The sequence below is a fragment of the Oceanobacter sp. 3_MG-2023 genome (assembly GCF_030688925.1).
GTDB lineage: Bacteria > Pseudomonadota > Gammaproteobacteria > Pseudomonadales > Oceanobacteraceae > Oceanobacter.
The window spans coordinates 85,656-105,785 of sequence record NZ_JAUYVX010000001.1; the positions used below are offsets into that span (position 1 = coordinate 85,656).

The window sequence follows — 20,130 nt, forward strand, 5'->3', positions numbered from 1 at the left end:
TATTCCGACTGACCATACCAGCAGCCAAACTGTTCCAGGTGACATTGGTATCAGTTTTCCCGATGCGGCCAAGCGTCTGGGAGGGCGTATGTGTTTATATGGGTTAAGCAGTACTGCGACGCCCCCTGGTTCTGACTCTTTTTTTGTACCTGCATTCCAAGTCTTTGATTTTAAAGGGTTTTGGATTCATCTGAAAAATAGGGTGAAAACAGATAAAAGCAAGGAAGCTCTTTAGCAACAAAAGAATATTGTTATTCTGTTGCAGTTCACTGCCGTACAGGCAGCTCAGAAAAAAAGCGCCTGGAACAAACGTAAACGCTCCATGTTCACTGCCGCACAGGCAGCTCAGAAAAATATCTTGAAACCTGCCCAGGCAACCCCTTGGTTCACTACCGCACAGGCCGCTCAGAAAATAGCGGCGGCCATGTCGCGGGCGTGAGTGTGGTGTTTCTGAGTGGTTTTGGGTTATTGGCGCTAACTACATATACACCACGGCATGGCATACAACCCGAAACGCAACGCCAATCAGGGCGCCATAAATTGCGGGTTTGGCGACGGCGGCGACGGGTTTGCCGGCGGATAGCAATATCGCAACGCCGGCAACATCGAGGGGGCAGAGCAGTAATCCAGCCAGCAGGTTGATTTGTTGTGGGCTGATAACGCCATTGGCGATCTGGTCCATGGCGATCCCCATCATGGCGGTGCCGCCAGCAATGTATTTGGTAATGGCCAGAACCAGGGTTTCGGGTGGGTAGCCAAGCATCAGGAAGAGCGGTGCCATGGCGGACTCCAGTAATTCGATGACCCCGGTCAGTCGCACCAGGTTAACGGCGACCAGGGCGACGACGAGTAACGGCAAGGCACCAATGGCAATTTCCCAGGCGTCGCTGCCTGCGCGGCGTATCACGGCCATCATGCCGCGCGGGGGTTCGGTCTCGGGCATCAGGTCTTGTTCGTGGTTGAGTTCTTGCAGGCTGAGGTGGCGACCAAAGAGGTAGTAGGTGGCTGCGGCGGCGACCAGTCCACCTCCCAGTGCAATAAGCAGTGTGACGGGGATATTCAATCCGGCAGCGGCCATCGGGAACACCACATTGGCCTGGGCCAGTGCCAGCACCATGGCGAGGGTGGCGGCGATATGGCGCGGCGCAGAGCCGGTGCGGGCCATTACGGCCAGTGTGGCCAGCGGAGCGGCGAAGCTCACCATCATGACCTGAATCAGGGCGAAGACGCCAAGGCCTGTCAGGCCGAACGGCTTGAGCAGGGGGGCGGTAATCGAGACGATCCGGTTAAGCCAGCCGGTGGCTTCCATCCAGCGCATCAGGCTGAGCATCACAATCATAATGGGCAGTAAGACGAATAACGCCAGTTCGACGGCGGATTTGCCAGAGCTGAGTATCGTGGTGGCGATCTGATCCATGGGCTGTTCCTGAATGGCGATTGACCGGTCGCAGTAATAAAAAGCAGGTAGCGCCTGCGACTGGCGGTTATATCAAAGCGACGGCAGGCTATCGTACCGAAAGCAGGTCGTCGATATGTAGTGGCTGATAGTAGGAGATTATTTTTATGGGCTGGCGCTGGGGCGGCTTGGCAGGTTGATCTGAGAGGTTGGTTCGCGTGGATGGCGTATCCGTGACGGCTTTGGCGGCGGTCACGGCTAATAGCGGAAAATATTCTCTCAGTGTCTGTTCAGTGACGGGTAATGTCGACGTTTACAACCAGGTGTCAATACAAGGCTCACGACAGGCGTCATTACAAGCAATTAATGCTCTGGCAAGTTGTGGAACAGGGTTTCCAGTAATTTGTTCAGGCGCTGGATCTGGGCTTCGCTCATGCCTTTGAAGCTTTCGCGGAACAGGTCGTGAGTGACCAGTTGGATATTTTCAATTGCCTGGCGACCTTCTTCGGTGATGGTTACTTCGGTGACTCGGCCATCGTCGCATTTTTGGCGGGTATCGACCAGGCCATCGTCTTTCATGCGGTAGACGGTTTTGGTAACGGTGGGCAATTTGGCAACGGCATGAATGGCGATTTCAGAAATGCTCGAGGTGCCTTCTTCCTTGAGGATAAAGAGGATACGCCAGCGTGGAATATCCAGTTTGATTTTTTTCAAGGCCTTTTCCATCGCCAGTACATAACGGCCATGAACCCGGGCGAGCCAGTAAAACGGGAAATCTTCTTTGTGGAAGTCTTCGCTGGCAGGATTGTAACGCTGACTGCGGGGTGATCGGGTCGGTTTGGTCATTCTTGCTCTCGGGCAGAGGTTCGGGGGCATAAATTCGCCAGAAACTGTACAAAAGTTTTACATGAACAGTCAATGAATCTGGAAGCGAAACCCGACAGTCCCCGAGCATACTGTGCACGGTCATGACTTTGTCGGGTTGGCACCTGCTGCCATGGTGGCTTTGGCAGGGCCAGACGTGTGGTAAAAAAAGAAAGCACCACCACCGATAAAGGAAGGAGGGAGGTAAACAGAGTGCTTCCTTTTTATCCGGCAGCTATTGGTTATGAGAAACCGGATAAAAAGAAGACGACTCTGTGGTGGTGCTTTCAAAACGGTGAGGCCAGGCTGGGGGTATTACCAGCTTGGGCCTTTTTCGGCTTCCATTTTACGAACCATGGCGTCGAAGAATTTTTTGGCAAAGCCACTGTCTTTGATCAGCATCTGGGTCAGGTCGGCACAGCGCTGACTGATGGACTCTTCCAGCAGGTTGTCTTCACCTCCCAGTGCCCCGGCGGTGACTTGAATCTCGGCAGCGCGCTGGACAGTCCAAAGCAAGAACAGGGTGCGTTCGATATCCATTTCGCCCACGGCGATGCCATGGTTACGCAAGACCAGTATGTGTCTGTCACCAAGGCTGTCGAGCATGCGGCTACGCTCTTCCGGAAACAGGGTGATGCCTTCAAAGGCGTGGTAGCCAACGCGACCAAACAGCTGGGCACCGTAAAAATCGTTGTGGGTAAAGCCGATTTTTTTCTGGGCGATGGCAGACACTTCATTGGTGTGGGTATGAATCACGCAGTGGATGTCATCACGGGCGCCATGGATAGCGCCATGCAAGGCAAAACCTGCGGGGTTGGCGTCGTAAGGGGAATCATCCAGCTTGTTGCCGTCGACACCTACCTTGATCAGGTTGGCCGGGGTGATTTCGGTGTAGTTGAGGCCAAACGGGTTTACCAGGTAACAGTCATCCTGATCCATCAAGCGGGCTGAAATATGGTTAAAAATGGACTCAGTCCAGCCAAAAAAATCGATCAGATGGTAGCAGTGAGCCAGTTTGACACGCAGATCCCATTCGCTGTCGCTGATGTTGTCTGGGCGGATCATTTGCTGCTTCATAACATATTTCCTTCGTGATTCTACGGTCGTTAATATTCAGATAGCTGTTGATGGCTATCGGTGGATCAAGCGTTACGCTGCTGTTGGGACAAAAACTCGGCCAACGCCAATATATGGCGTGTGGTGGGCATATCGATGCCGGTTTTTTCGGCAACCTCTACGACTGCGTGGCCGATGGTGGCCAGCTCCAGTGGTGCTCCGGCTTCGAAGTCTTGCAGCATGGAGGTTTTGATGGCGCCCATGCCGGTGCCCATTTCCATAATGGATTGTGGGTCAAAACGAACCCGGGCACCGTGGGATGCGGCGGCAAGCAAGGTTTCGTCCAATACGCGTCGCACCAGTGGTTGCAGCTGCGGATCGGAGTAGAGTTGCTCCAGCGTGGCACCACTGATGACCGACAATGGGTTGGAGGTCAGGTTGGCGATGACCTTGGTCCAGATCTGGTCGCGAATATTGTCTGTGCTGCGGGCTTCGATACCGGCGTGTTCGATCAGTTGCCGGATGCGTTCCAGACGGTCGGTCAACTGATGGGTGATTTCTCCGATGATCATCAAGTGCGGGTTGGCCGCGTTGACGATGCCGGGGGCAGTACGGGTGGCGGTAATAAACACCACGCAGCCAATCAGGTGCTGTTGAGGTACCAACCGGTTCAGCTCGCCGTCGGGATCAATGGCCTTGATCGGGTCGTTGGCAAACCGGCTTTCGATGCCTCGGAAATACCACCAGGGCAAACCGTTCACCACAGGAATCACCACGGTGTCGGGGTGAAGCATCGGCTGTATTTGAGCGAACACAGCACCAAGAGCAGGGGCTTTGGTGCATACCAGGATCAGGTCTTGCGGCCCCAGGGCTTCGGCAGACTCGCTGGCGTGGACACTGACTGTGTGCTCGCCATCGAGATCGTTCAGTCGGATACCGTGGTGTTGCAGCTGCTGCAGGGTTGCCCCACGAGCCAGAACATTCACTGGCTGCCCGGAAGCCGCGATACGAGCGGCGAGGGTGCAGCCGATCGCGCCGGCACCGGCAATACAGATGCGCATAACATACTTCCCGTTCAAAATGGATAGAGTGGCCCGCCTGCGCGGGCCTTGAGACTATCAGGTGTTAGCTGGAGAGCAATTCCTGATGCTTGCTGGCCAGACCCAAATAGGCATCGATCACGCGTGAGTCGTTGGCCAGTTCGGCGGCCGGGCCGTGCATGGCAACCTGACCTCCTTCCAGAACATAGGCGTAATCGGCGACTTTCAGCGCGGCACGGGCGTTTTGTTCCACCAGCAGGATCGATACACCCTGACGCCGCAAGTCGGCAAAGATGCGGAAGATCTCTCGGGTGATCAGTGGTGCCAGACCAAGGCTGGGTTCGTCCAGCATCAGCAAGCGGGGTTTGGCCATCAAGGCGCGACCGATAGCCAGCATCTGCCGCTCACCTCCGGACAGCGTGGCTGCCAGTTGGTGACGACGCTCCCACAGGCGAGGGAAAAGGCTGTAAACCTCTGACTGGGTGGTTTCATAACCGGTATCGCCTCGGCGATAGCGTTGAAAGGCTCCCAGCAACAGGTTGTCGGCGACGGTCATGGTGCCAAACAGCTCGCGTTTCTCCGGCACCAGGCCGAGGCCTTTGCCGACCAGGGTCTCGACTTCTGGCACGGTGTACACCGTGCCATCAAAGTTCATGTTTCCCTTGGAGGGCAGGATGCCCATGATGGCTGATAGCAGCGTGGTTTTACCGGCACCGTTGGGGCCAATCACGGTAACAATCTGGCCTTCACCGACGGTAACATCGACGCCGGTGAGGGCTTCGACATTGCCGTAAGAAACGCGCAGCCCCTGAACATCCAGCACTTTGTTGGCGACGTTGTTGGCAACCTTGTTGGTGACGTTATGCGATACAGGGTTAGACATCAGTCAGCTCCTCCCAGGTAGGCTTCCAGTACAGCAGGATTGGTCTGGATTTCTTCCGGCAGACCTTCGGCAATTTTCTGACCGAATTCCATGACCACAATGCGATCCACCAGACCCATAACGAAGTCCATATCGTGTTCGACCAGCAGGATAGCCATGCCTTCACCGCGCAGTCGGGTGAGCAGTTCCGCCAGTGCCTGCTTCTCCAGATAACGCAACCCGGCGGCGGGTTCGTCGAGCAGCAGCAAGCAAGGGTCGGCACACAGGGCACGGGCAATTTCGAGAATGCGCTGTTGTCCCAAGGCCAGGCTACCGGCTTCTTCATTCAGGTAGTCACCCAGACCCACCCGTTCCAGCTGGCGAGCGGCTTCTTTGAGCAAGCTGCCTTCTTGCAGGCGTTCCATATGCAGGGATGAGCGAACGACGCCGTTTTCACCACGCAAGTGGGCACCAATGGCAACGTTTTCCAATACCGTCATGGTGGGCAGCAATTTGACGTGCTGGAAGGTGCGGCTCATGCCCATTTTGGCCACTTCGCGGGAGTTGCTGCCGGACAGGCTTTTACCCTGGAACAGCACTTCCCCGGAGGTGGGCGTATCAACTGCCGACAACTGGTTGAACATGGTGCTTTTACCTGCGCCGTTGGGGCCGATCAGCGCCAGAATCTCACCGGCATGCACTTGCAGGCTCATTTCGTTATTGGCTACCAGGCCACCAAATTTACGGGTGACGTTGCGCGCTTCGAGAATCAGATCACCTGAGTTGGGCAGAGTACGGCGGGCCAGCTCTGGTGACGCGTCGGTACCGGCGAGCAGATCACGCTTGGGTTTGAAAGCCACCGGTGCCCACTTCATCAGGATGGGCCACAGGCCGCCCGGAGAGCGCTGCATCATAAAGACAATCAGCAAGCCAAATACAATGTGATCGTACTGGCCATCGTTGCCGAGCAGCACCGGCAGCCAGTCTTGCAGCCATTGTTTCATCATGGTCAGAACGCCAGCTCCCAGCAAGGCACCCCAAACCGAGGAGATACCACCAAGCAATGCCATAAACAGGTAGTCGATACCCATTTTCAAACCAAAAGGTGATGGGTTTACAAAGCTTTGATAATGGGCATAAAGCCAACCAGATATAGATGCCAGCAAGGCAGAAATAACAAAGGCCACCAGTTTTGAGCGGAAGGTATTGACGCCCATGGACTCAGCCATCAACTGACCTCCTTTCAAGGCACGAATGGCACGGCCTTCACGGGAGTTCAGCAGGTTCTGTACCAGCCAGATAGCAGCCAGCAGCACGACCCAGATCAGGTAGAAAATCTTTTCTCCCTTATCCAGCGTCAGGCCGAACAGTTCAATGGCAGGCAAATCACTGATACCGGAATGGCCTCCCAATGATGACAGCGTACCGAACAGGTAGTAGATAGAGATACCCCAGGCAATGGTGCCCAGTGGCAGGTAATGTCCGGACAACCGCAGGGTCATGGCACCCAGTAGCAAGGCTACCAGGCCGGTCAGTATCAGGCCTGCCAGCAAGGCCAGCCAGGGCGAACCGGATGCCCATTCAAGCCAGCTTGGTAACTGCTGGGTCGCGGTCAGATAAGCGCTGGTGTAAGAGCCGAGGCCAACAAATGCCGCCTGACCAAAACTGGTCATGCCTCCGACACCCGTCAGTAAGACCAGACCTAACACCACCAATGCGTACAGGCCGATGTAGTTCATCAGGGTGATTTGATACACCGGCATAATCATGGGGGCAAAGGCGACCAGCAGCAGGAAAACCACCAGAATGCTACGGGATTGGATATTGCTTAATTGGAAATTGAGGGATTTCATTCGTCGTCCTCCACATGATGACTGGTTAGAGAACGCCACAGCAAGAATGGGATAATCAGTGTGAAGACGATAATTTCTTTATAGGCGCTGGCCCAGAACATGGAAAAAGCTTCTACCATTCCGACCGCGACGGCACCAATGGCTGCTACCGGGTAACTCACCAGGCCACCAATAATGGCGCCGACAAAACCTTTCAGGCTGATGATAAAGCCGGAGTCAAAATACAGCGTGGTGATAGGGGCGATCAGAATACCCGATGACACACCAATAAAGGCGGCCAGGGCAAAGGTTGCCTTACCGGCGAAGTCCGGAGAGATACCCATCAGGCGGGCACCCATCCGATTGACTGCGGTGGCTCGTAAGGCCTTGCCATACAGCGTGCGTTCAAACGCAAGGAACAGGGATACGATCAGGATAATGGACACCAGGATTACCCACAGGGTCTGGCTTTTCAGCATCACCGGCCCCAGCGACAGAGCAGTATCTGTGAACGGCTGGGTGCGGGCACCTTCAGGGCCAAACAGCAACAAGCCAACACCCACCATGGCAACGTGTACCGCGATTGAAACAATCAATAACACCAGTGGTTGGGCTGAGGCGATCGGCTGGAAGAAAATCCGATACATTACCGGGCCGATAGGTACCAGCAGCAACATGGTCAGCAAAGCCTGGGCAAACATCGGGATTTGATCCAGTGTCAGGCTGTGCATCAGGATCACCAGGCCAGCGGCGTAACCCAGTTTCAGTCCAATAATTTGTAGTTTGCGTGTATCAAAACCGCGCTCACGCATTGCCCAGGCATCCAAAGTGCCATCGAGCAGGGTCAGTCCCAGCAAGACCCACATCAATGCTGTCGGCTCACCGGCTTGAAAAGACGCCATCGTCAGGGCGCCGAATGTGACAAATTCGCCCAGCGGAATCAGCAAAATCCGCGTCACGGTAAACACTAAAATAATAGACAGAGCCAATAACGCATAGATGGCTCCATTGGTTACGCCGTCCTGGCCAAGCAGGATGGCTATTTGCAAGTTCATGATTTTGTCCCAGTGAAATGGAAATGAGAAGGCAGCCGGTACATTAAATCAACGTATTAAAAACGTATCGAAATAAGTATTGTCGATACGTTTTTCCGGAGCTGGCTCAGATACTAAGCAGGCTCTCTTGCCTGGATACCGTTTCTGCCAGGAAACTCTGGAGCAAGGATTCGGGCATTTGGCATTTTGAGCCATAGGCGCAACAAAAGGCGTTTTTGTGCTGGGTCATCATCATCCTCGAAACTTGTACGGGAGTGCATGACGGTATAGTTGTTAGCAAATTGGATATCACCTGGTTCGAGCATCATATCCATGCGAATTGTATTGTCATGAATAATCGAGTCGATCAGATCAAGAACTTCAACTTCAACTTTCGATAAGCTGACCTTGCGGATAGCTTGTCCATCCTCAATGTATTTGCGGAGATAGCGGCAGGCGAGTTTGCCATCGTGATAGCTGAATATTGGTGACAAGCTTGGAAGTTCTTCACCTAGGTGATTGAAGTACAATGGTCGATATAGCAGGCCGATATATTCTGGATGCCTGGTCAGAACTTCGTTGTATACCGTTGCCGCACTAACCAAACTGCTGAGCCCTCCGGTTTTAGCCTTTCGGATAGACAATAAACCAACGACATCCGATAAATCGGTATGGTAAGGAAGATAAGAGTTCGTTTCATAAACTCGGGTATCTCGTTGGTTCGGATCACCAACGCTGGTTACTTTCCCAAGCATATCCCCTTTGGGGTTCTGGCTGACAGGGGTGCCCATATGAAGGCCAATTCCATAATAGATAATGGCAAGATCTTCTTCGTTATACCCCATTTTGTTAAGGCCTCGGATCAACATGAATCCTCGACCATTTTCCAGCTCTTCACAGAAAAATTTAATATCTTCCTTTAATTGTCCATCTACGGGGAAGTCTTCTTTATTTATATTCGGAACCTTTGCTCCCCTGGCTTTGCAGAGGGCTAAGGCTTCTGCAACGCCGGCCAGAGATTCATCAGATAGATGAAAAATCCAGGAATCATCTCGGATCAGTTCCTGACCTTTCCAGGCAACAGGATCAGTGATGGGTTTATTCAGAATAATGCTCATGTGTCGTTCTCCGGCGTTTGCTTTGATCTAATCTTATTTCAGTAATTTCCACTCACCGTCTTTGACGGTAATCATTACTCTGCCGCGTTCATCAAAGCCGCTATGATCTTCAGGCGTCATGTTGTAAACACCTTGGGTTCCCGGTAATTCTTTGGTGTTTTCCAGCGCATCACGCAATGCAGCACGGAATTCTTTGGTGCCAGGCTTGGCTGTTTTCAGTGCTACTGGAATGGCATTTTGAAGCAGCAGTCCGGCATCGTAGACGTTCGCGCCAAAAGTTGCGGGATGGTTGCCATAAATGCGGGCATATGAATCCATATAGTCAGCAGCAATGTCTTTAGACGCGCTCTCAGGTACCTCGTCAAGTACCAGCATCATGCTGGCAGCCAGAATAGTGCCCTCGGTTGCTTTGCCTCCCAGACGCAAGAAGGGATCCAGTGCAGCTCCGTGGGTTTGATAAAATGCGCCACGGAAGCCTTGTTCTTTCAGTGTGGTTTGTGGAAGAACCGATGAGCTGCCAGGAGCGGCAATCAATACGGCATCCGGGTTTGCCATCAATACTTTGAGTGCTTGGCCGGTGATTGACGTGTCTTGGCGCTGGAAACTCTCGGTGGCTGTGATTTTAATTCCTGCTTTGGCTGTCAAACCACCCATTACTTTGGCCCAGTTTTCACCGTAAGGGTCGGCAGTCCCAATCAAGCCAAGGGTTTTGACGCCATTTTTTTGCATTTGCTCTACTAAGGCACTCGCAATCAGGTCATCGTTCTGAGTGGTCTTGAAGACCCACTTTTTTTGTTCTGTCATAGGAAGAACAACCGCTGCACTACCGGTTGGTGCCAGCATGGGGGTGCCGGATTCAGCAGCAAACTGGATCACACCCATTGCGCTGGCCGTCCCGCTAGGACCAATCAATGCGTCAACCTTGTCATCATTAATCAGCTTTTTAAACGCTTTAACAGCAGTGCTGGGATCGCTGCTGTCATCCAAATGGATATAAGTGACTTTTTCACCGGCGATGCGTTTTGGCAGTAGCGGCACTGAATTCTTCTGAGGGATGCCGACTAGTGCAATTGGACCGCTGGAAGAGGTCACTACGCCAATCTTGATATCGGCTTGAGCCGCGTTAAACCCCAGTGTTGCGCCAACCAGCAGTACAGGAAGTAATTTCTTGGACAGCATGATGATCTCCGTTTAGGTGCAAGGCTGTTTTGAATGAGTGGTTACCGTGGTTAACGGAACCTTGTTGCCTTGCAGGCTGAGTAATGAATCGAACCCGTTGGGAACGACTGACTGGAGATAGCCTAGCAGTGACTGTGCCAATTTCGTATCGGCATCATGTCTGGACTGTACGATTGTTCGGTAAATCCAGCCCATTAAACATGGCTCAACGGTGTTGGTTTTGCGTCCTTGAAACGCTCCGGATTCCCCGAAAACACTAGACTTTTCAAGTTTTTTTGGCGGTTTTGGCTTTGCCTTTTTGGATCACAAACAAATTAAAAAATAATCTAATAAATTCTTTTTTTAGCTGCTTTATTAATGGAGATGGAATGTTTGTCGGAGGCTCATTTGTGGGGCCTGAGTGGGAATAAACTACTCATTTATTTTGTATCTCCTTGTGATTTTTATTAAAAAATTCATATAAAACAATAACTTAGTGATATTTTTTTGACTAATTGAGTGTTTTTTGAACAGTGTGAATTTTTGACCCAGATCAGTGCATTATTAAAAAACACGTCCATTTTTGTGCATTGAAATTTAATTGAAATTTCAATTGACAGTGTGTCTGTTTTTGGGCGATTTTAAAAAAACGCAACGGGGCACGAGTGTATCTCGGCCAATTTTTACGGATAAACAGTTACGCAGCATGAAGACTCCACCAGGTCTGTTTGCGGCTGTCGAGTCAGCAACTGGCTCAGTCCATTATTAACAGGAGACCAGAGAATCATGGCTGGATATCAGATCGACAAGTCCCTCTGGGGAGGGCCTGCATTCGATGAACTGCTGACCGACATACGCCAGCGCCGCCAGGAATTCGAAGACCAACAGTACGTTTCGCAAGACATTGTTGAGCGTTTTCGCAGTATTGGTGTTTATCGCGCCATGGTGCCGAAAGCCTTGGGTGGTGATGAGCGTAGCCCGACCGAGTTTTTGCAAATGGTTGAAGCCATTGCGGCCGCTGATGGTTCTGCCGGATGGGTGGCCAGCTTTGGTATGAACCCGGCCTACCTGGCGGCATTGCCGGTAGAAACGATCGACAAGGTGTGGGCAGAAGGCCCGGATGTGGTATTTGCAGGTGGTATTTTCCCGACGCAGCCGGCCCAAAAAGTAGAGGGTGGTTACCGGGTCTCTGGTCGCTGGAAGTTTGGCAGTGGCTCCATGGGGGCATCCTTGATCGGTGTTGGTATCCAGCCTGATGCCGGCGAACCGCTGCCACGCATGGCAGTCATGCCAGCCGACCAGGTGACGATTGAACCCAACTGGGATGTTATCGGCATGGTTGGCACCGGCTCCCACGACATGGTCGTCAATGATGTATTTATACCAGAAGAATGGACGTTCGTTCGTGGCGGCAAACCCAATATCGAATCCGATTTCTTTGCATATCCAAGCCTGTCATTTGCCGCCCAGGTTCTGTCTGTCACTACGGCTGGCCTGGCTCGGGAAGCACTTGACGTGGTTCAGGCCATGGCTGCCGGACGTAAATCGGTGACCGGTGCACCGAATCTGGGTGAGCGTGAATATGTCCAGATTGAAGTTGCCAAGGCCGAAGCCAAATTGCGCTCTTCACGAGCCTTTTTCTATGAAGTGACGGAAGACACCTGGGAGACCATCCAGCGGGGTGAAAAGCCGTCCCGTGAACAGGTCAGCCTGATCCGTCTGGCAACCAGTCACCTGACCCATGAATGTGCCGAGGCAGTTCGTATTGCCTATCAGGTGGCAGGCATGACCAGCACCTATACCGATCACCCGTTATCACGCATTTTGCGGGATTCGATGATGGCGACTCAACACGCCTTTATGGGCGCAATTACTTTCCGTAATGCTGGTGCCATTTTCTTCGGACACGACCCGTATCCGGGTTATTTGTAACACCTGTTAGAACATCGTAACCGACTGAATTAACCGCCAGGAGCTACACATTATGAGTGATAAAAAACCCCTCCGCGTACTGTTTTGCATGGGTATCAACCAGAATTTCATGGATGCCCCCAGAGAAGAGCAACTCGATGTTTGGGCTGCCTTTGGTGAAATGTGGAACGGCATTCATGACATGGATGGTGTGACCGTGATCGGCAACATGGACGACGACCAAAGCATGGTTGGCCCATCATCCGGCTACCCATGGACAACCTACCTGATGGCCGATGTGGCTGATTACGACACCGTCGTTGCCTGCTGCAACCTGTTCCGCAGCACCGCTGTTGGAGAGACGCCTTACAAACTGTGGCGTTACGCCAAAGTGGAAGCGCGTACCGGTCGTGAACTGATCGTACAACGCAGCTGAGGTCGCCGGAATGAATGAAATTGACGTGTTGAAAGAGCGTTTGCAGGCACTGGAAAGCGAGCGAGATATCCGGGCTTGCATCAACCGCTATATGGCGCTGTGTGATGAGTTGTCGTTGCAGACCCCAATGGATGAGCTGGGTGACCTGTTCACTGAAGACGCTGTTTGGGAAGGCAAAGGCAAGCGTTACGCCAATAGCTTTGGTGGTTTTCAGGGCCGTGATGCCATCGTAACCATGCTGGGAAGTTACGCTTCCGAGCCGCCGCATTTTGCTCTTAACGTTCATTTCCTGACTTCCGAGCTGATCGTGGTGGAGCGTGATCATGCGCATGCCAGCTGGAACATGCTGCAAACCTCCACTTTTGCCAGCGGCGCATCGCACCTTAACAGTGCCCGCCTGGATGTGCGCTTTAAACAACAAGAAGGGCGTTGGCGCATCGCCCATTTCCAGACAGAGAATCTGTTCAGCCGACCGGTGGATCATTGGCAAAGCGACGAGCCGCTGCCAGTGCCGGAAAAATAACCCGGCCATGACCGCAGCTATAACGACCACGCAACCGGCAATAGAACCGTGCGCCACACCGGCCAACAACCAGAGATGACGACAATGAGTGAATTGATTGAACTACAAGATATCAGCCTGAAAGCGGCAGATATGGTCGAAGAAGGACGTGTCCACAAGTCACTGTACTCCGACCCGGAAATTTTCGAAGAAGAACTGGATAAAGTATTTAACAACACCTGGGTGTTTGTTGGCCACGAAAGTGAAGTGCCGGATTCGGGCAGCTTCAAAACCTCGTTTGTTGGTCGTCATCCAGTGATTCTGACCCGCGATCGCAAAGGCAATCTGCACGTGCTGCAAAACCGCTGTCGCCACCGCGGTGCCACTGTGTGTGAAGGCCGCAAAGGCAAAACCAAGGCGTTGACCTGTCCATATCATGGTTGGGGTTATGGCCTGGACGGTTCACTGCGGGCACTGCCAAAACCTGAAGAATACGACGGCGTTTTCGACAAAAAAGACATGTCGCTGGAAAGCCTGCGCTTTGAAACCTATCAGGGCATGGTGTTTGCCACCTTCAATGACGACATTGAGCCGCTGGTGGATTTCCTTGGTGGTGCCAAAAAATGGATCGACCTGTTTGCCAAACAAGGCGGCGGTTATCCAATGAAAGTCCTGGGAGAACACCGTTTCAACTTCCCGGGTAACTGGAAAATCCAGCTCGAAAATACCACCGATGCGTACCACTTCCCGATTGTACACAAGTCTTTCGTCAGCTCTCTGGACGATGCAACAGCCGATATTTTCGACTTCCTGGATGGTGAGGGTTTTGTGGAAGACCTCGGCCATGGTCACAGCGTGATGGTGATGATCCCTGAACTGGTGGATCTTGAAGCCGACCTGGATCAGCCAATTCCTGCCCGTTTCGAAGCTCTGGCAGCGGAGCTGCGTGAAGAAGGCAAATCCGAAGATGAAGTGAAAAAACTGGTGCGTGCAGCACACGGTACCGGCTTCAACCTCAACCTGTTCCCGAATGTGTCGTGCTCCATGGCGTTTTTCCGCGTCCTGCGTCCTGTCAGTGTGGGCGAGACCGAAATCCAGCACGTTGCACTGGGTGGTGAAGGTGCGCCTCAGGCGTTTAACCGCAAACGCATGCGCTTGCACGAACACTTTCAAGGCCCGATGGGCTTTGGTACGCCAGATGATGGCGAAGCATGGGAGCGGGTACAGAAGGGCTCTCAGTCCGGTAAAGATGGCTGGATTCTGGTGAACCGGGGCATGACCAGGCTGCGGACTTCGGTTGATGGTAACCCACAAGGTGCCGTCTGCTCTGAAACCGGTATGCGTGGTGCGTATCAGCAATACAAGAAAATGATGGCTGCTGGCAGCACAACCAACACTGCGCCGGCAGAGGAGAAGTAAGCGATGAAATCCAATACCGAATTACTCGCCAAAGTCACCGAGTTTATTGGCTACGAAGCCGACCTGCTGGATCACAAAGGCTATCAGGAGTGGTTGTCGCTGTGGACGGACAGCGGTCTGTATATCGTTCCGACCGATCTGAATGAAACCGATTACCTCAACACCCTGAACCTGGCTCTGGACGATGCGGACATGCGCCGTATGCGAGTCGCGCGCCTGATTAATGGTGAATCGGTTTCTGCTGATTCCGTGGGTTACACCGTTCGTATGATGTCCCGTATTCGTGTACTGGAAGCCAGCGATGACGTTGTGGTTGTCCGTTGTGCCATGACGCTGAACGAGCTGCGCCACGGCAAGTTGGTGACTTATCCAGCCAATATTGAATACCGCCTGGTTCCGACGGATGAAGGCTTTCTGGTTGATCGGAAAGTGGTGAAATTGCTGCATGCCGACGGCTTCTTGCGCACGGTCAGCTTTATTTTCTAACGGCTGTCAGGGCGGCATGCCGCCCTGATTGCGTTTGATGCCGTTAAAGCTGTTAAAGCCGTTAAAAGCCATTTGAGAACCGTGTGACAGTCGCTTGTAAACAAGCAACCAACCGACAGTAACAAGCAGTACCGAGGAGAAATTCATGACCGTATCAACACAGGTAGCACTGGTCACTGGCGCCGCGCAGGGGCTGGGCAACCACATCGCCAGGCGTCTGCATGGCGCGGGTTACAACGTCGTTTTGAGTGATATCAACCTGGATGCCGCTCAAGCCGCCGCCCGCGAACTGGATGCCAGTGGCGATACCGCCATGGCGGTTGTTCTCAATGTGGCCAACAAAGGCGACTTCGAGAGTGCCCTGGCTGCCGTACTGGAGCAATGGGGTGCCTTGCACGTGCTGGTAAACAATGCCGCCGTGACCCGGGCGACGCCAGTGATGGATATCTCTCTCGAAGAATTTAATGAGGTCGTCAATATCAACCTCGGCGGCACCTTTGCCGGTTGTCAGGTGATTGGCGGCTATATGGCCAGCCAGGGTTATGGGCGCGTGATCAATATGTCGTCGCTGGCCGGGCAAAACGGCGGCACCTCAACCGGCGCCCATTATGCCGCGTCCAAGGGCGGCATCCTGACCCTGACCAAGGTGTTTGCCAAAGAGCTTGCTGCTGGCGGCGTCACCGTTAATGCCATTGCGCCAGGGCCGATCGATTCACCCATGGTGAAGGCGCTGGTGCCTGCTGAGCGCTTGCCTGGCCTGCTGGCCAATATTCCGGCGGGCAAGCTTGGTGATGCTGACTTTATTGGTGACATGGTCGTGCAGCTGGCACGCCCCGAAGCCTATTTCACCACGGGAACGACCTGGGATGTGAACGGTGGCCTGTTTATGCGGTAGTCGCCAGGCGCTGATTCCGGTCAGCGCCACGGCGCCGCATAAATCCGCACGATCACCCGATTCAGCCCGCCACTTTGTGGCTGCACAGTAGAAGAAACGCCGGTATTGACCGGATGGAGATAGCGTATGACAGACGAACTCTTGACCGTCGTGGTTCGCAAGCGCGAACAACACGCCGCAGGCGTAGTTGCCCTGGAGCTGGTCGACCCGCAAGGCCAGCCATTACCGGCGTTTGAAGCCGGTGCCCATATTGACCTGCACCTGGGTGATAACCTGATTCGTCAGTATTCCCTGTGTAATGACCCGGCCGACAACAGTGCGTATCGCGTTGGTGTCTTGAAAGACCCGAATTCCCGCGGTGGTTCGATCGCCGTTCACGAACGGTTGCTGGAAGGCACCGAGCTGCAAATCAGCGCGCCTCGCAACCTGTTCCCGTTGGCGGCTACCGACGGTCGTTCGATTCTTGTTGGTGGTGGTATCGGTGTGACGCCGATGATCGCCATGGCGTATGCCCTGCACGCCGCAGGCAAGCCGTTTGATTTGTGGTATTGCGGTCGCTCGCGCAGTAGTTGTGCCTTTGTTGATGATCTGCTGAATAGCGTTTTTGCCGATCGGGTGCACCTGCATTTTGACGATGAACACGACGGTGCCGGTGTCGATCTGGATCGGGTGTTTGATGGTGCCGATGACAGTAGCCATATGTACACCTGTGGCCCTGCCGGGTTTATGGAATGGGTGATGGCCAGTGCCGCCAGCAAAGGCTTTGCCGACGAACGCATTCACAAGGAATTTTTCCAGGTCGAGGTTGAAACCGGTGGCAGCAGCTTTGAAGTGTATGCCGAAGCCAGTGACATCACCGTGACTGTTGGCGAAAACCAGAGCATTGCCCAGGCACTGACCGAAGCCGGTCTGAAGGTCAGGGTATCGTGTGAGCAAGGTACCTGTGGCACCTGTTTGTGCGATGTCATCGAAGGCATTCCGGATCACCGCGATGTGTTCCTGACCGACGAAGAAAAAGAGGACAACGACCAGATGCTGCTGTGTTGTTCGCGCGCCAAATCCCCACGTCTAGTACTCGACATCTAACTACCATTAGAGGAACCATACCATGGTCGATATTCAATTATTCCGCAATGGCATGTCGTTGCTGGGTGGAGCTGTCACCGTTATCACTACCGATGGTGACGCCGGGCGCTTCGGCTTTACCGCCACCGCCGTCAGCAGTGTCACCGATGAGCCACCGACCTTGCTGGTTTGCATGAACCGCAATTCCTACGCTCATGAACATTTCAAAACCAATAAGACGTTGTGCGTCAACGTGCTGACCAGCGAGCACCAGGGAGTTTCCTGGGATTTTGCCAACCGCGAACTGACCAGCGAAGAGCGTTTTGCCAAGCACCGCTGGAGCTGTCTGAAAACCGGTGCTCCGGCACTGGATGAAGCGCTGGTGAACTTCGATTGCGTGATCCATGAGAGCCATGAAATGGGCTCCCACACCGTATTTTATTGCCGCATTGCTGATGTACGCATCGGTAATGCAGATGACGGTCTGGTGTATTTCAACCGGGCTTACCATTGCTTGAATGACAAATCGGTTGCGTCTTGAGTGTACGTGACCTTGCGATTTTTTGTGCAGTAATCGAGTAACCCATAACAAGAACGCGGCAGGGATTTGACCGCGTCGGCAACAGGGGGGCGACAGAGCGCAAGACGTTCTGTTACCAGGCGAGTAAGGCCGGTTTCTTCACCGCAAGGGAAGGAGTGGCCGGTACAACCACACGCCAGCAGTCACTGGTACTCAATGAAAAGCAGAAGGGAACATATAATGAAACAAAGCAATCTGTGTAAAGTCGGAATCGTACTGTCAGCCGTGACGGGATTGGCTCTGCCAACCACCGCTCTGGCGGATTTTGTTGCGGACAGCACCGTTAAACTGGACCTGAAAAACTTTTATCTGACTCGTAGCTACGATACTGATGCCGACGACGTAGGTAGCTGGTCTCAAAGTGGCGACCTGCAGTTCACTTCCGGTTACACCGACACGACCATTCAGGTGGGTCTGGATGCGTCTTCCCAGTTGGCCTATATCATGAGTGCCGATGGTGACGATGGTTCTGTGCCTATCCACGCTGACGGTGAAGCGCCAGACACTTATGGCCGTACCGGTGCCACGTTCAAGGCCAAATACTCCAAAAGCGAACTGACCATTGGTGATCATCGTCCGCATCTGCCGATCGCCTGGGATGACACCAGCCGTCAGCTGGATACCATCTATGAAGGTGCGATGCTGCAGTCCAGGGAGATTGACGGACTGACGTTGACCGCTGGTCGTTACTGGTCTGTGGTAACCCGTGAATCGTCCGACAAGGAAGGCATGTCCATTTTCTTTGGTAACGATGAAGAACGTTCCGATGGCCTGGACTTTTTTGGTGCCAGCTATGACGTTAACAAAGCGTTGAACGTGACCTACTTCCTGGGGACGTTGAACGACTACTACAAGCAACAGTACGCTGGCCTGACCTACAAAACCCGCTTCGGCGATGTGGGTTCGCGCACCGACGTGCGTTTGTTCCGCGTCAGCGATGACGGTGAAGCCCGCAATGGCGAATACGATACCCAGGCATTTGGTGTACGTGAGTCGTTGAGCATGGGTAATCACGCGGTGATGATTAACTATCAGAAGATGAACAACGACAAGTTCTTCCCAACCCTGAATGGTTATATCCCGCAGCCTTATCTGGTGCAGTGGTCAAACCTGGCGTTTGTTCGTCCAGACGAAAAATCCCTTGGTTTGGTGTACATGTATAACGCCAAAGACACCTTGCCAGGCCTGAAAGTGTTCGCCCGTATGATCAAGGGTACGGACATTGATGTGGGCGATTTGACGGATGAAAATGAAACCGAGAAAAACCTGTACGTGACCTACAGCCTGCAGGAAGGTGCATTCAAAGGACTGACGTTTGATGTACGCGGTATCTTTATCGATCGCAGCTTTGCCGCTGGATACGATGAGTATCGGGTAACCACTACCTATACTGTTAACTTCTGAGCCTTGATGCCGGGCTGGCTGTGATTGCCACAGACAGTCCGGCAGTGGCGAACCACTATGGCTATATCAATAACAAGGCGACTGAGCCTGGCTATCACGCTGCTGGGATGTTTGGTGTTGTATGCGACCAGCGTCCGGGCGGCAGTTTCTTCTCATGTCATAACGTTTACGACCGTGACCATGTCCGACCAGCAATTGTTGCGGGGCAAGGGCGGCGAGCAGGCCGGTATCGTCGGTGCTTTAAGACTGCCACCAGGTGACAACAATCCGGTGGTGATCCTGCTGTACGGTGCCAGTGGCTATACCTACGAACTGCAAGACTGGGTTGAGTTACTGAATCAACGGGGTATCGGCACCTTTATGGTCGACAGTACCAACGGCCGGATTGAGTCCACCAGCAGTCTGCGGCGGATGGCGCTGATTCGGGATGCCTACGCGGCGCTGGCACAGCTGGCAAAATATCCGGGTATTGACCCCAAACGTATCGGACTGATTGGCTTTACGCAGTCCGGGCAGGCGACCCTGTACGCAGGCATGGAACGGATGCAATCCTTGTACGGACAGGCGGGCTTGTCGTTTGCTGCCATTGCGGCGTTTTATCCTGATTGCAGTTTTCAATATCGTGAAGATGACAAGCTGATACAGGCACCAATCCGGATTTACCACGGTGCCAATGATCAGGTGAATGCGGTCGACCAGTGCCGTGATTACGTCAGTCGCAGCGCCAGTACCGGAGCCAATATCCAGATTACCAGCTATCCGGATGCCGGACATGCGTTCGACCTGGTCCACTCGGAAAAGGTTCGTAGTGGCCTGGAACGCTCATTACGGGATTGCACGATTCGGGAGGGCATCAAGGGCATCTTGCTGAATCAGGCAACGGGCCGGATGTTCCGCATGGGCGATGAGTGTGTCCAGCCATCGGGGCCGTGGGTTTATAACCCTGCTGCTGCCAGCGATGTACGGCTGAAGCTTCCGCAATTTTTCACGCAGGTCTTCGATCTTGAAGAGCCGGTGCCTGCAGCACGGGTGGCGACTCACTAGTCGCCCCGGCCAGACCAGACAGGAAGCC

The 20,130-nt window shown here is 53.4% G+C and carries 19 protein-coding genes; 10 read left to right on the top strand and 9 right to left on the bottom strand.

The genetic code is table 11. The features are described 5' to 3' along the window. Nucleotides 1-478: 478 nt before the first annotated feature. The 9 genes from Q8W32_RS00405 to Q8W32_RS00445 all read right to left on the bottom strand — a co-directional run bounded on the left by Q8W32_RS00405 (nt 479) and on the right by Q8W32_RS00445 (nt 10,381). Nucleotides 479-1,417: a nucleoside recognition domain-containing protein gene (locus tag Q8W32_RS00405; RefSeq protein WP_303434355.1), complete on the bottom strand. Its 939-nt coding sequence runs from the start codon at nt 1,415-1,417 to the stop codon at nt 479-481. Between the two features lie 342 nt (nt 1,418-1,759). Then, nucleotides 1,760-2,242, bottom strand: coding sequence for a MarR family winged helix-turn-helix transcriptional regulator (locus Q8W32_RS00410; protein ID WP_303434354.1), 483 nt, complete (start codon nt 2,240-2,242; stop codon nt 1,760-1,762). 333 nt (nt 2,243-2,575) lie between these two features. After that, complete coding sequence (locus tag Q8W32_RS00415) at nt 2,576-3,337, bottom strand: class II aldolase/adducin family protein (protein WP_305413182.1); 762 nt, start codon at nt 3,335-3,337, stop codon at nt 2,576-2,578. A gap of 65 nt (nt 3,338-3,402) precedes the next feature. Further along, nucleotides 3,403-4,377: a ketopantoate reductase family protein gene (locus Q8W32_RS00420; RefSeq protein ID WP_303434351.1), complete on the bottom strand. Its 975-nt coding sequence runs from the start codon at nt 4,375-4,377 to the stop codon at nt 3,403-3,405. Between the two features lie 64 nt (nt 4,378-4,441). Then, nucleotides 4,442-5,239 (bottom strand): ABC transporter ATP-binding protein, encoded by a 798-nt coding sequence (locus Q8W32_RS00425; RefSeq protein WP_303434350.1) that lies wholly within the window; start codon nt 5,237-5,239, stop codon nt 4,442-4,444. Next, nucleotides 5,239-7,071, bottom strand: coding sequence for a branched-chain amino acid ABC transporter ATP-binding protein/permease (locus Q8W32_RS00430; protein ID WP_305413183.1), 1,833 nt, complete (start codon nt 7,069-7,071; stop codon nt 5,239-5,241). Before Q8W32_RS00430 ends, Q8W32_RS00425 begins: the two co-directional genes overlap by 1 nt. Continuing rightward, nucleotides 7,068-8,105, bottom strand: a complete 1,038-nt coding sequence (locus Q8W32_RS00435; RefSeq protein WP_305413184.1) for a branched-chain amino acid ABC transporter permease — start codon at nt 8,103-8,105, stop codon at nt 7,068-7,070. Before Q8W32_RS00435 ends, Q8W32_RS00430 begins: the two co-directional genes overlap by 4 nt. Before the next feature lie 113 nt (nt 8,106-8,218). Beyond that, nucleotides 8,219-9,202, bottom strand: coding sequence for a TauD/TfdA family dioxygenase (locus Q8W32_RS00440; RefSeq protein WP_305413186.1), 984 nt, complete (start codon nt 9,200-9,202; stop codon nt 8,219-8,221). Nucleotides 9,203-9,235: 33 nt separating this feature from the next. Then, nucleotides 9,236-10,381: an ABC transporter substrate-binding protein gene (locus Q8W32_RS00445; RefSeq protein ID WP_305413187.1), complete on the bottom strand. Its 1,146-nt coding sequence runs from the start codon at nt 10,379-10,381 to the stop codon at nt 9,236-9,238. A gap of 765 nt (nt 10,382-11,146) precedes the next feature. On the opposite strand from Q8W32_RS00445, the gene Q8W32_RS00450 reads away from it, so the two are divergent. From Q8W32_RS00450 to Q8W32_RS00495, 10 genes are all read left to right on the top strand, one after another. Then, nucleotides 11,147-12,292, top strand: coding sequence for an acyl-CoA dehydrogenase family protein (locus Q8W32_RS00450; RefSeq protein WP_303434344.1), 1,146 nt, complete (start codon nt 11,147-11,149; stop codon nt 12,290-12,292). 52 nt (nt 12,293-12,344) lie between these two features. Then, on the top strand, nt 12,345-12,707 hold the full coding sequence (locus Q8W32_RS00455; RefSeq protein WP_303434342.1) for an IacB protein: 363 nt from the start codon (nt 12,345-12,347) through the stop codon (nt 12,705-12,707). Nucleotides 12,708-12,717: 10 nt separating this feature from the next. Then, nucleotides 12,718-13,230, top strand: coding sequence for a nuclear transport factor 2 family protein (locus Q8W32_RS00460; protein ID WP_303434340.1), 513 nt, complete (start codon nt 12,718-12,720; stop codon nt 13,228-13,230). An 84-nt stretch (nt 13,231-13,314) separates the two neighbouring features. After that, nucleotides 13,315-14,628, top strand: coding sequence for an aromatic ring-hydroxylating dioxygenase subunit alpha (locus Q8W32_RS00465; RefSeq protein WP_305413188.1), 1,314 nt, complete (start codon nt 13,315-13,317; stop codon nt 14,626-14,628). A 3-nt stretch (nt 14,629-14,631) separates the two neighbouring features. After that, the gene (locus tag Q8W32_RS00470; protein WP_305413189.1) at nt 14,632-15,114 is read left to right on the top strand and encodes an aromatic-ring-hydroxylating dioxygenase subunit beta; all 483 of its coding nucleotides are present in this window, start codon (nt 14,632-14,634) and stop codon (nt 15,112-15,114) included. Nucleotides 15,115-15,259: 145 nt separating this feature from the next. Then, a complete protein-coding gene (locus Q8W32_RS00475; protein ID WP_305413190.1) occupies nt 15,260-16,009 on the top strand; it encodes an SDR family NAD(P)-dependent oxidoreductase in 750 nt (249 codons plus the stop codon). Between the two features lie 126 nt (nt 16,010-16,135). Further along, entirely contained in the window at nt 16,136-17,095 is a 960-nt protein-coding gene (locus Q8W32_RS00480; RefSeq protein ID WP_303434333.1) for a PDR/VanB family oxidoreductase, read from the top strand. Between the two features lie 22 nt (nt 17,096-17,117). Further along, a complete protein-coding gene (locus tag Q8W32_RS00485) occupies nt 17,118-17,615 on the top strand; it encodes a flavin reductase (protein WP_305413192.1) in 498 nt (165 codons plus the stop codon). Nucleotides 17,616-17,834: 219 nt separating this feature from the next. Then, the gene (locus Q8W32_RS00490; RefSeq protein WP_305413193.1) at nt 17,835-19,058 is read left to right on the top strand and encodes an OprD family outer membrane porin; all 1,224 of its coding nucleotides are present in this window, start codon (nt 17,835-17,837) and stop codon (nt 19,056-19,058) included. 57 nt (nt 19,059-19,115) lie between these two features. Beyond that, nucleotides 19,116-20,102 carry a dienelactone hydrolase family protein gene (locus Q8W32_RS00495; protein ID WP_305413194.1) on the top strand — a complete coding sequence of 329 codons (987 nt, stop codon included), beginning with the start codon at nt 19,116-19,118 and terminating at the stop codon, nt 20,100-20,102. Nucleotides 20,103-20,130: the final 28 nt, after the last annotated feature.

Coding starts and splice junctions, on each gene's coding strand:
- Q8W32_RS00485 (WP_305413192.1), top strand. CDS start 17,118: ATGGTCGATATTCAATTATTCCGCAATGGCATGTCGTTGCTGGGTGGA.
- Q8W32_RS00430 (WP_305413183.1), bottom strand. CDS start 7,071: ATGAAATCCCTCAATTTCCAATTAAGCAATATCCAATCCCGTAGCATT.
- Q8W32_RS00410 (WP_303434354.1), bottom strand. CDS start 2,242: ATGACCAAACCGACCCGATCACCCCGCAGTCAGCGTTACAATCCTGCC.
- Q8W32_RS00480 (WP_303434333.1), top strand. CDS start 16,136: ATGACAGACGAACTCTTGACCGTCGTGGTTCGCAAGCGCGAACAACAC.
- Q8W32_RS00435 (WP_305413184.1), bottom strand. CDS start 8,105: ATGAACTTGCAAATAGCCATCCTGCTTGGCCAGGACGGCGTAACCAAT.
- Q8W32_RS00490 (WP_305413193.1), top strand. CDS start 17,835: ATGAAACAAAGCAATCTGTGTAAAGTCGGAATCGTACTGTCAGCCGTG.
- Q8W32_RS00420 (WP_303434351.1), bottom strand. CDS start 4,377: ATGCGCATCTGTATTGCCGGTGCCGGCGCGATCGGCTGCACCCTCGCC.
- Q8W32_RS00460 (WP_303434340.1), top strand. CDS start 12,718: ATGAATGAAATTGACGTGTTGAAAGAGCGTTTGCAGGCACTGGAAAGC.
- Q8W32_RS00445 (WP_305413187.1), bottom strand. CDS start 10,381: ATGCTGTCCAAGAAATTACTTCCTGTACTGCTGGTTGGCGCAACACTG.
- Q8W32_RS00465 (WP_305413188.1), top strand. CDS start 13,315: ATGAGTGAATTGATTGAACTACAAGATATCAGCCTGAAAGCGGCAGAT.
- Q8W32_RS00470 (WP_305413189.1), top strand. CDS start 14,632: ATGAAATCCAATACCGAATTACTCGCCAAAGTCACCGAGTTTATTGGC.
- Q8W32_RS00415 (WP_305413182.1), bottom strand. CDS start 3,337: ATGAAGCAGCAAATGATCCGCCCAGACAACATCAGCGACAGCGAATGG.
- Q8W32_RS00455 (WP_303434342.1), top strand. CDS start 12,345: ATGAGTGATAAAAAACCCCTCCGCGTACTGTTTTGCATGGGTATCAAC.
- Q8W32_RS00440 (WP_305413186.1), bottom strand. CDS start 9,202: ATGAGCATTATTCTGAATAAACCCATCACTGATCCTGTTGCCTGGAAA.
- Q8W32_RS00425 (WP_303434350.1), bottom strand. CDS start 5,239: ATGTCTAACCCTGTATCGCATAACGTCACCAACAAGGTTGCCAACAAC.
- Q8W32_RS00450 (WP_303434344.1), top strand. CDS start 11,147: ATGGCTGGATATCAGATCGACAAGTCCCTCTGGGGAGGGCCTGCATTC.
- Q8W32_RS00405 (WP_303434355.1), bottom strand. CDS start 1,417: ATGGATCAGATCGCCACCACGATACTCAGCTCTGGCAAATCCGCCGTC.
- Q8W32_RS00495 (WP_305413194.1), top strand. CDS start 19,116: ATGGCTATATCAATAACAAGGCGACTGAGCCTGGCTATCACGCTGCTG.
- Q8W32_RS00475 (WP_305413190.1), top strand. CDS start 15,260: ATGACCGTATCAACACAGGTAGCACTGGTCACTGGCGCCGCGCAGGGG.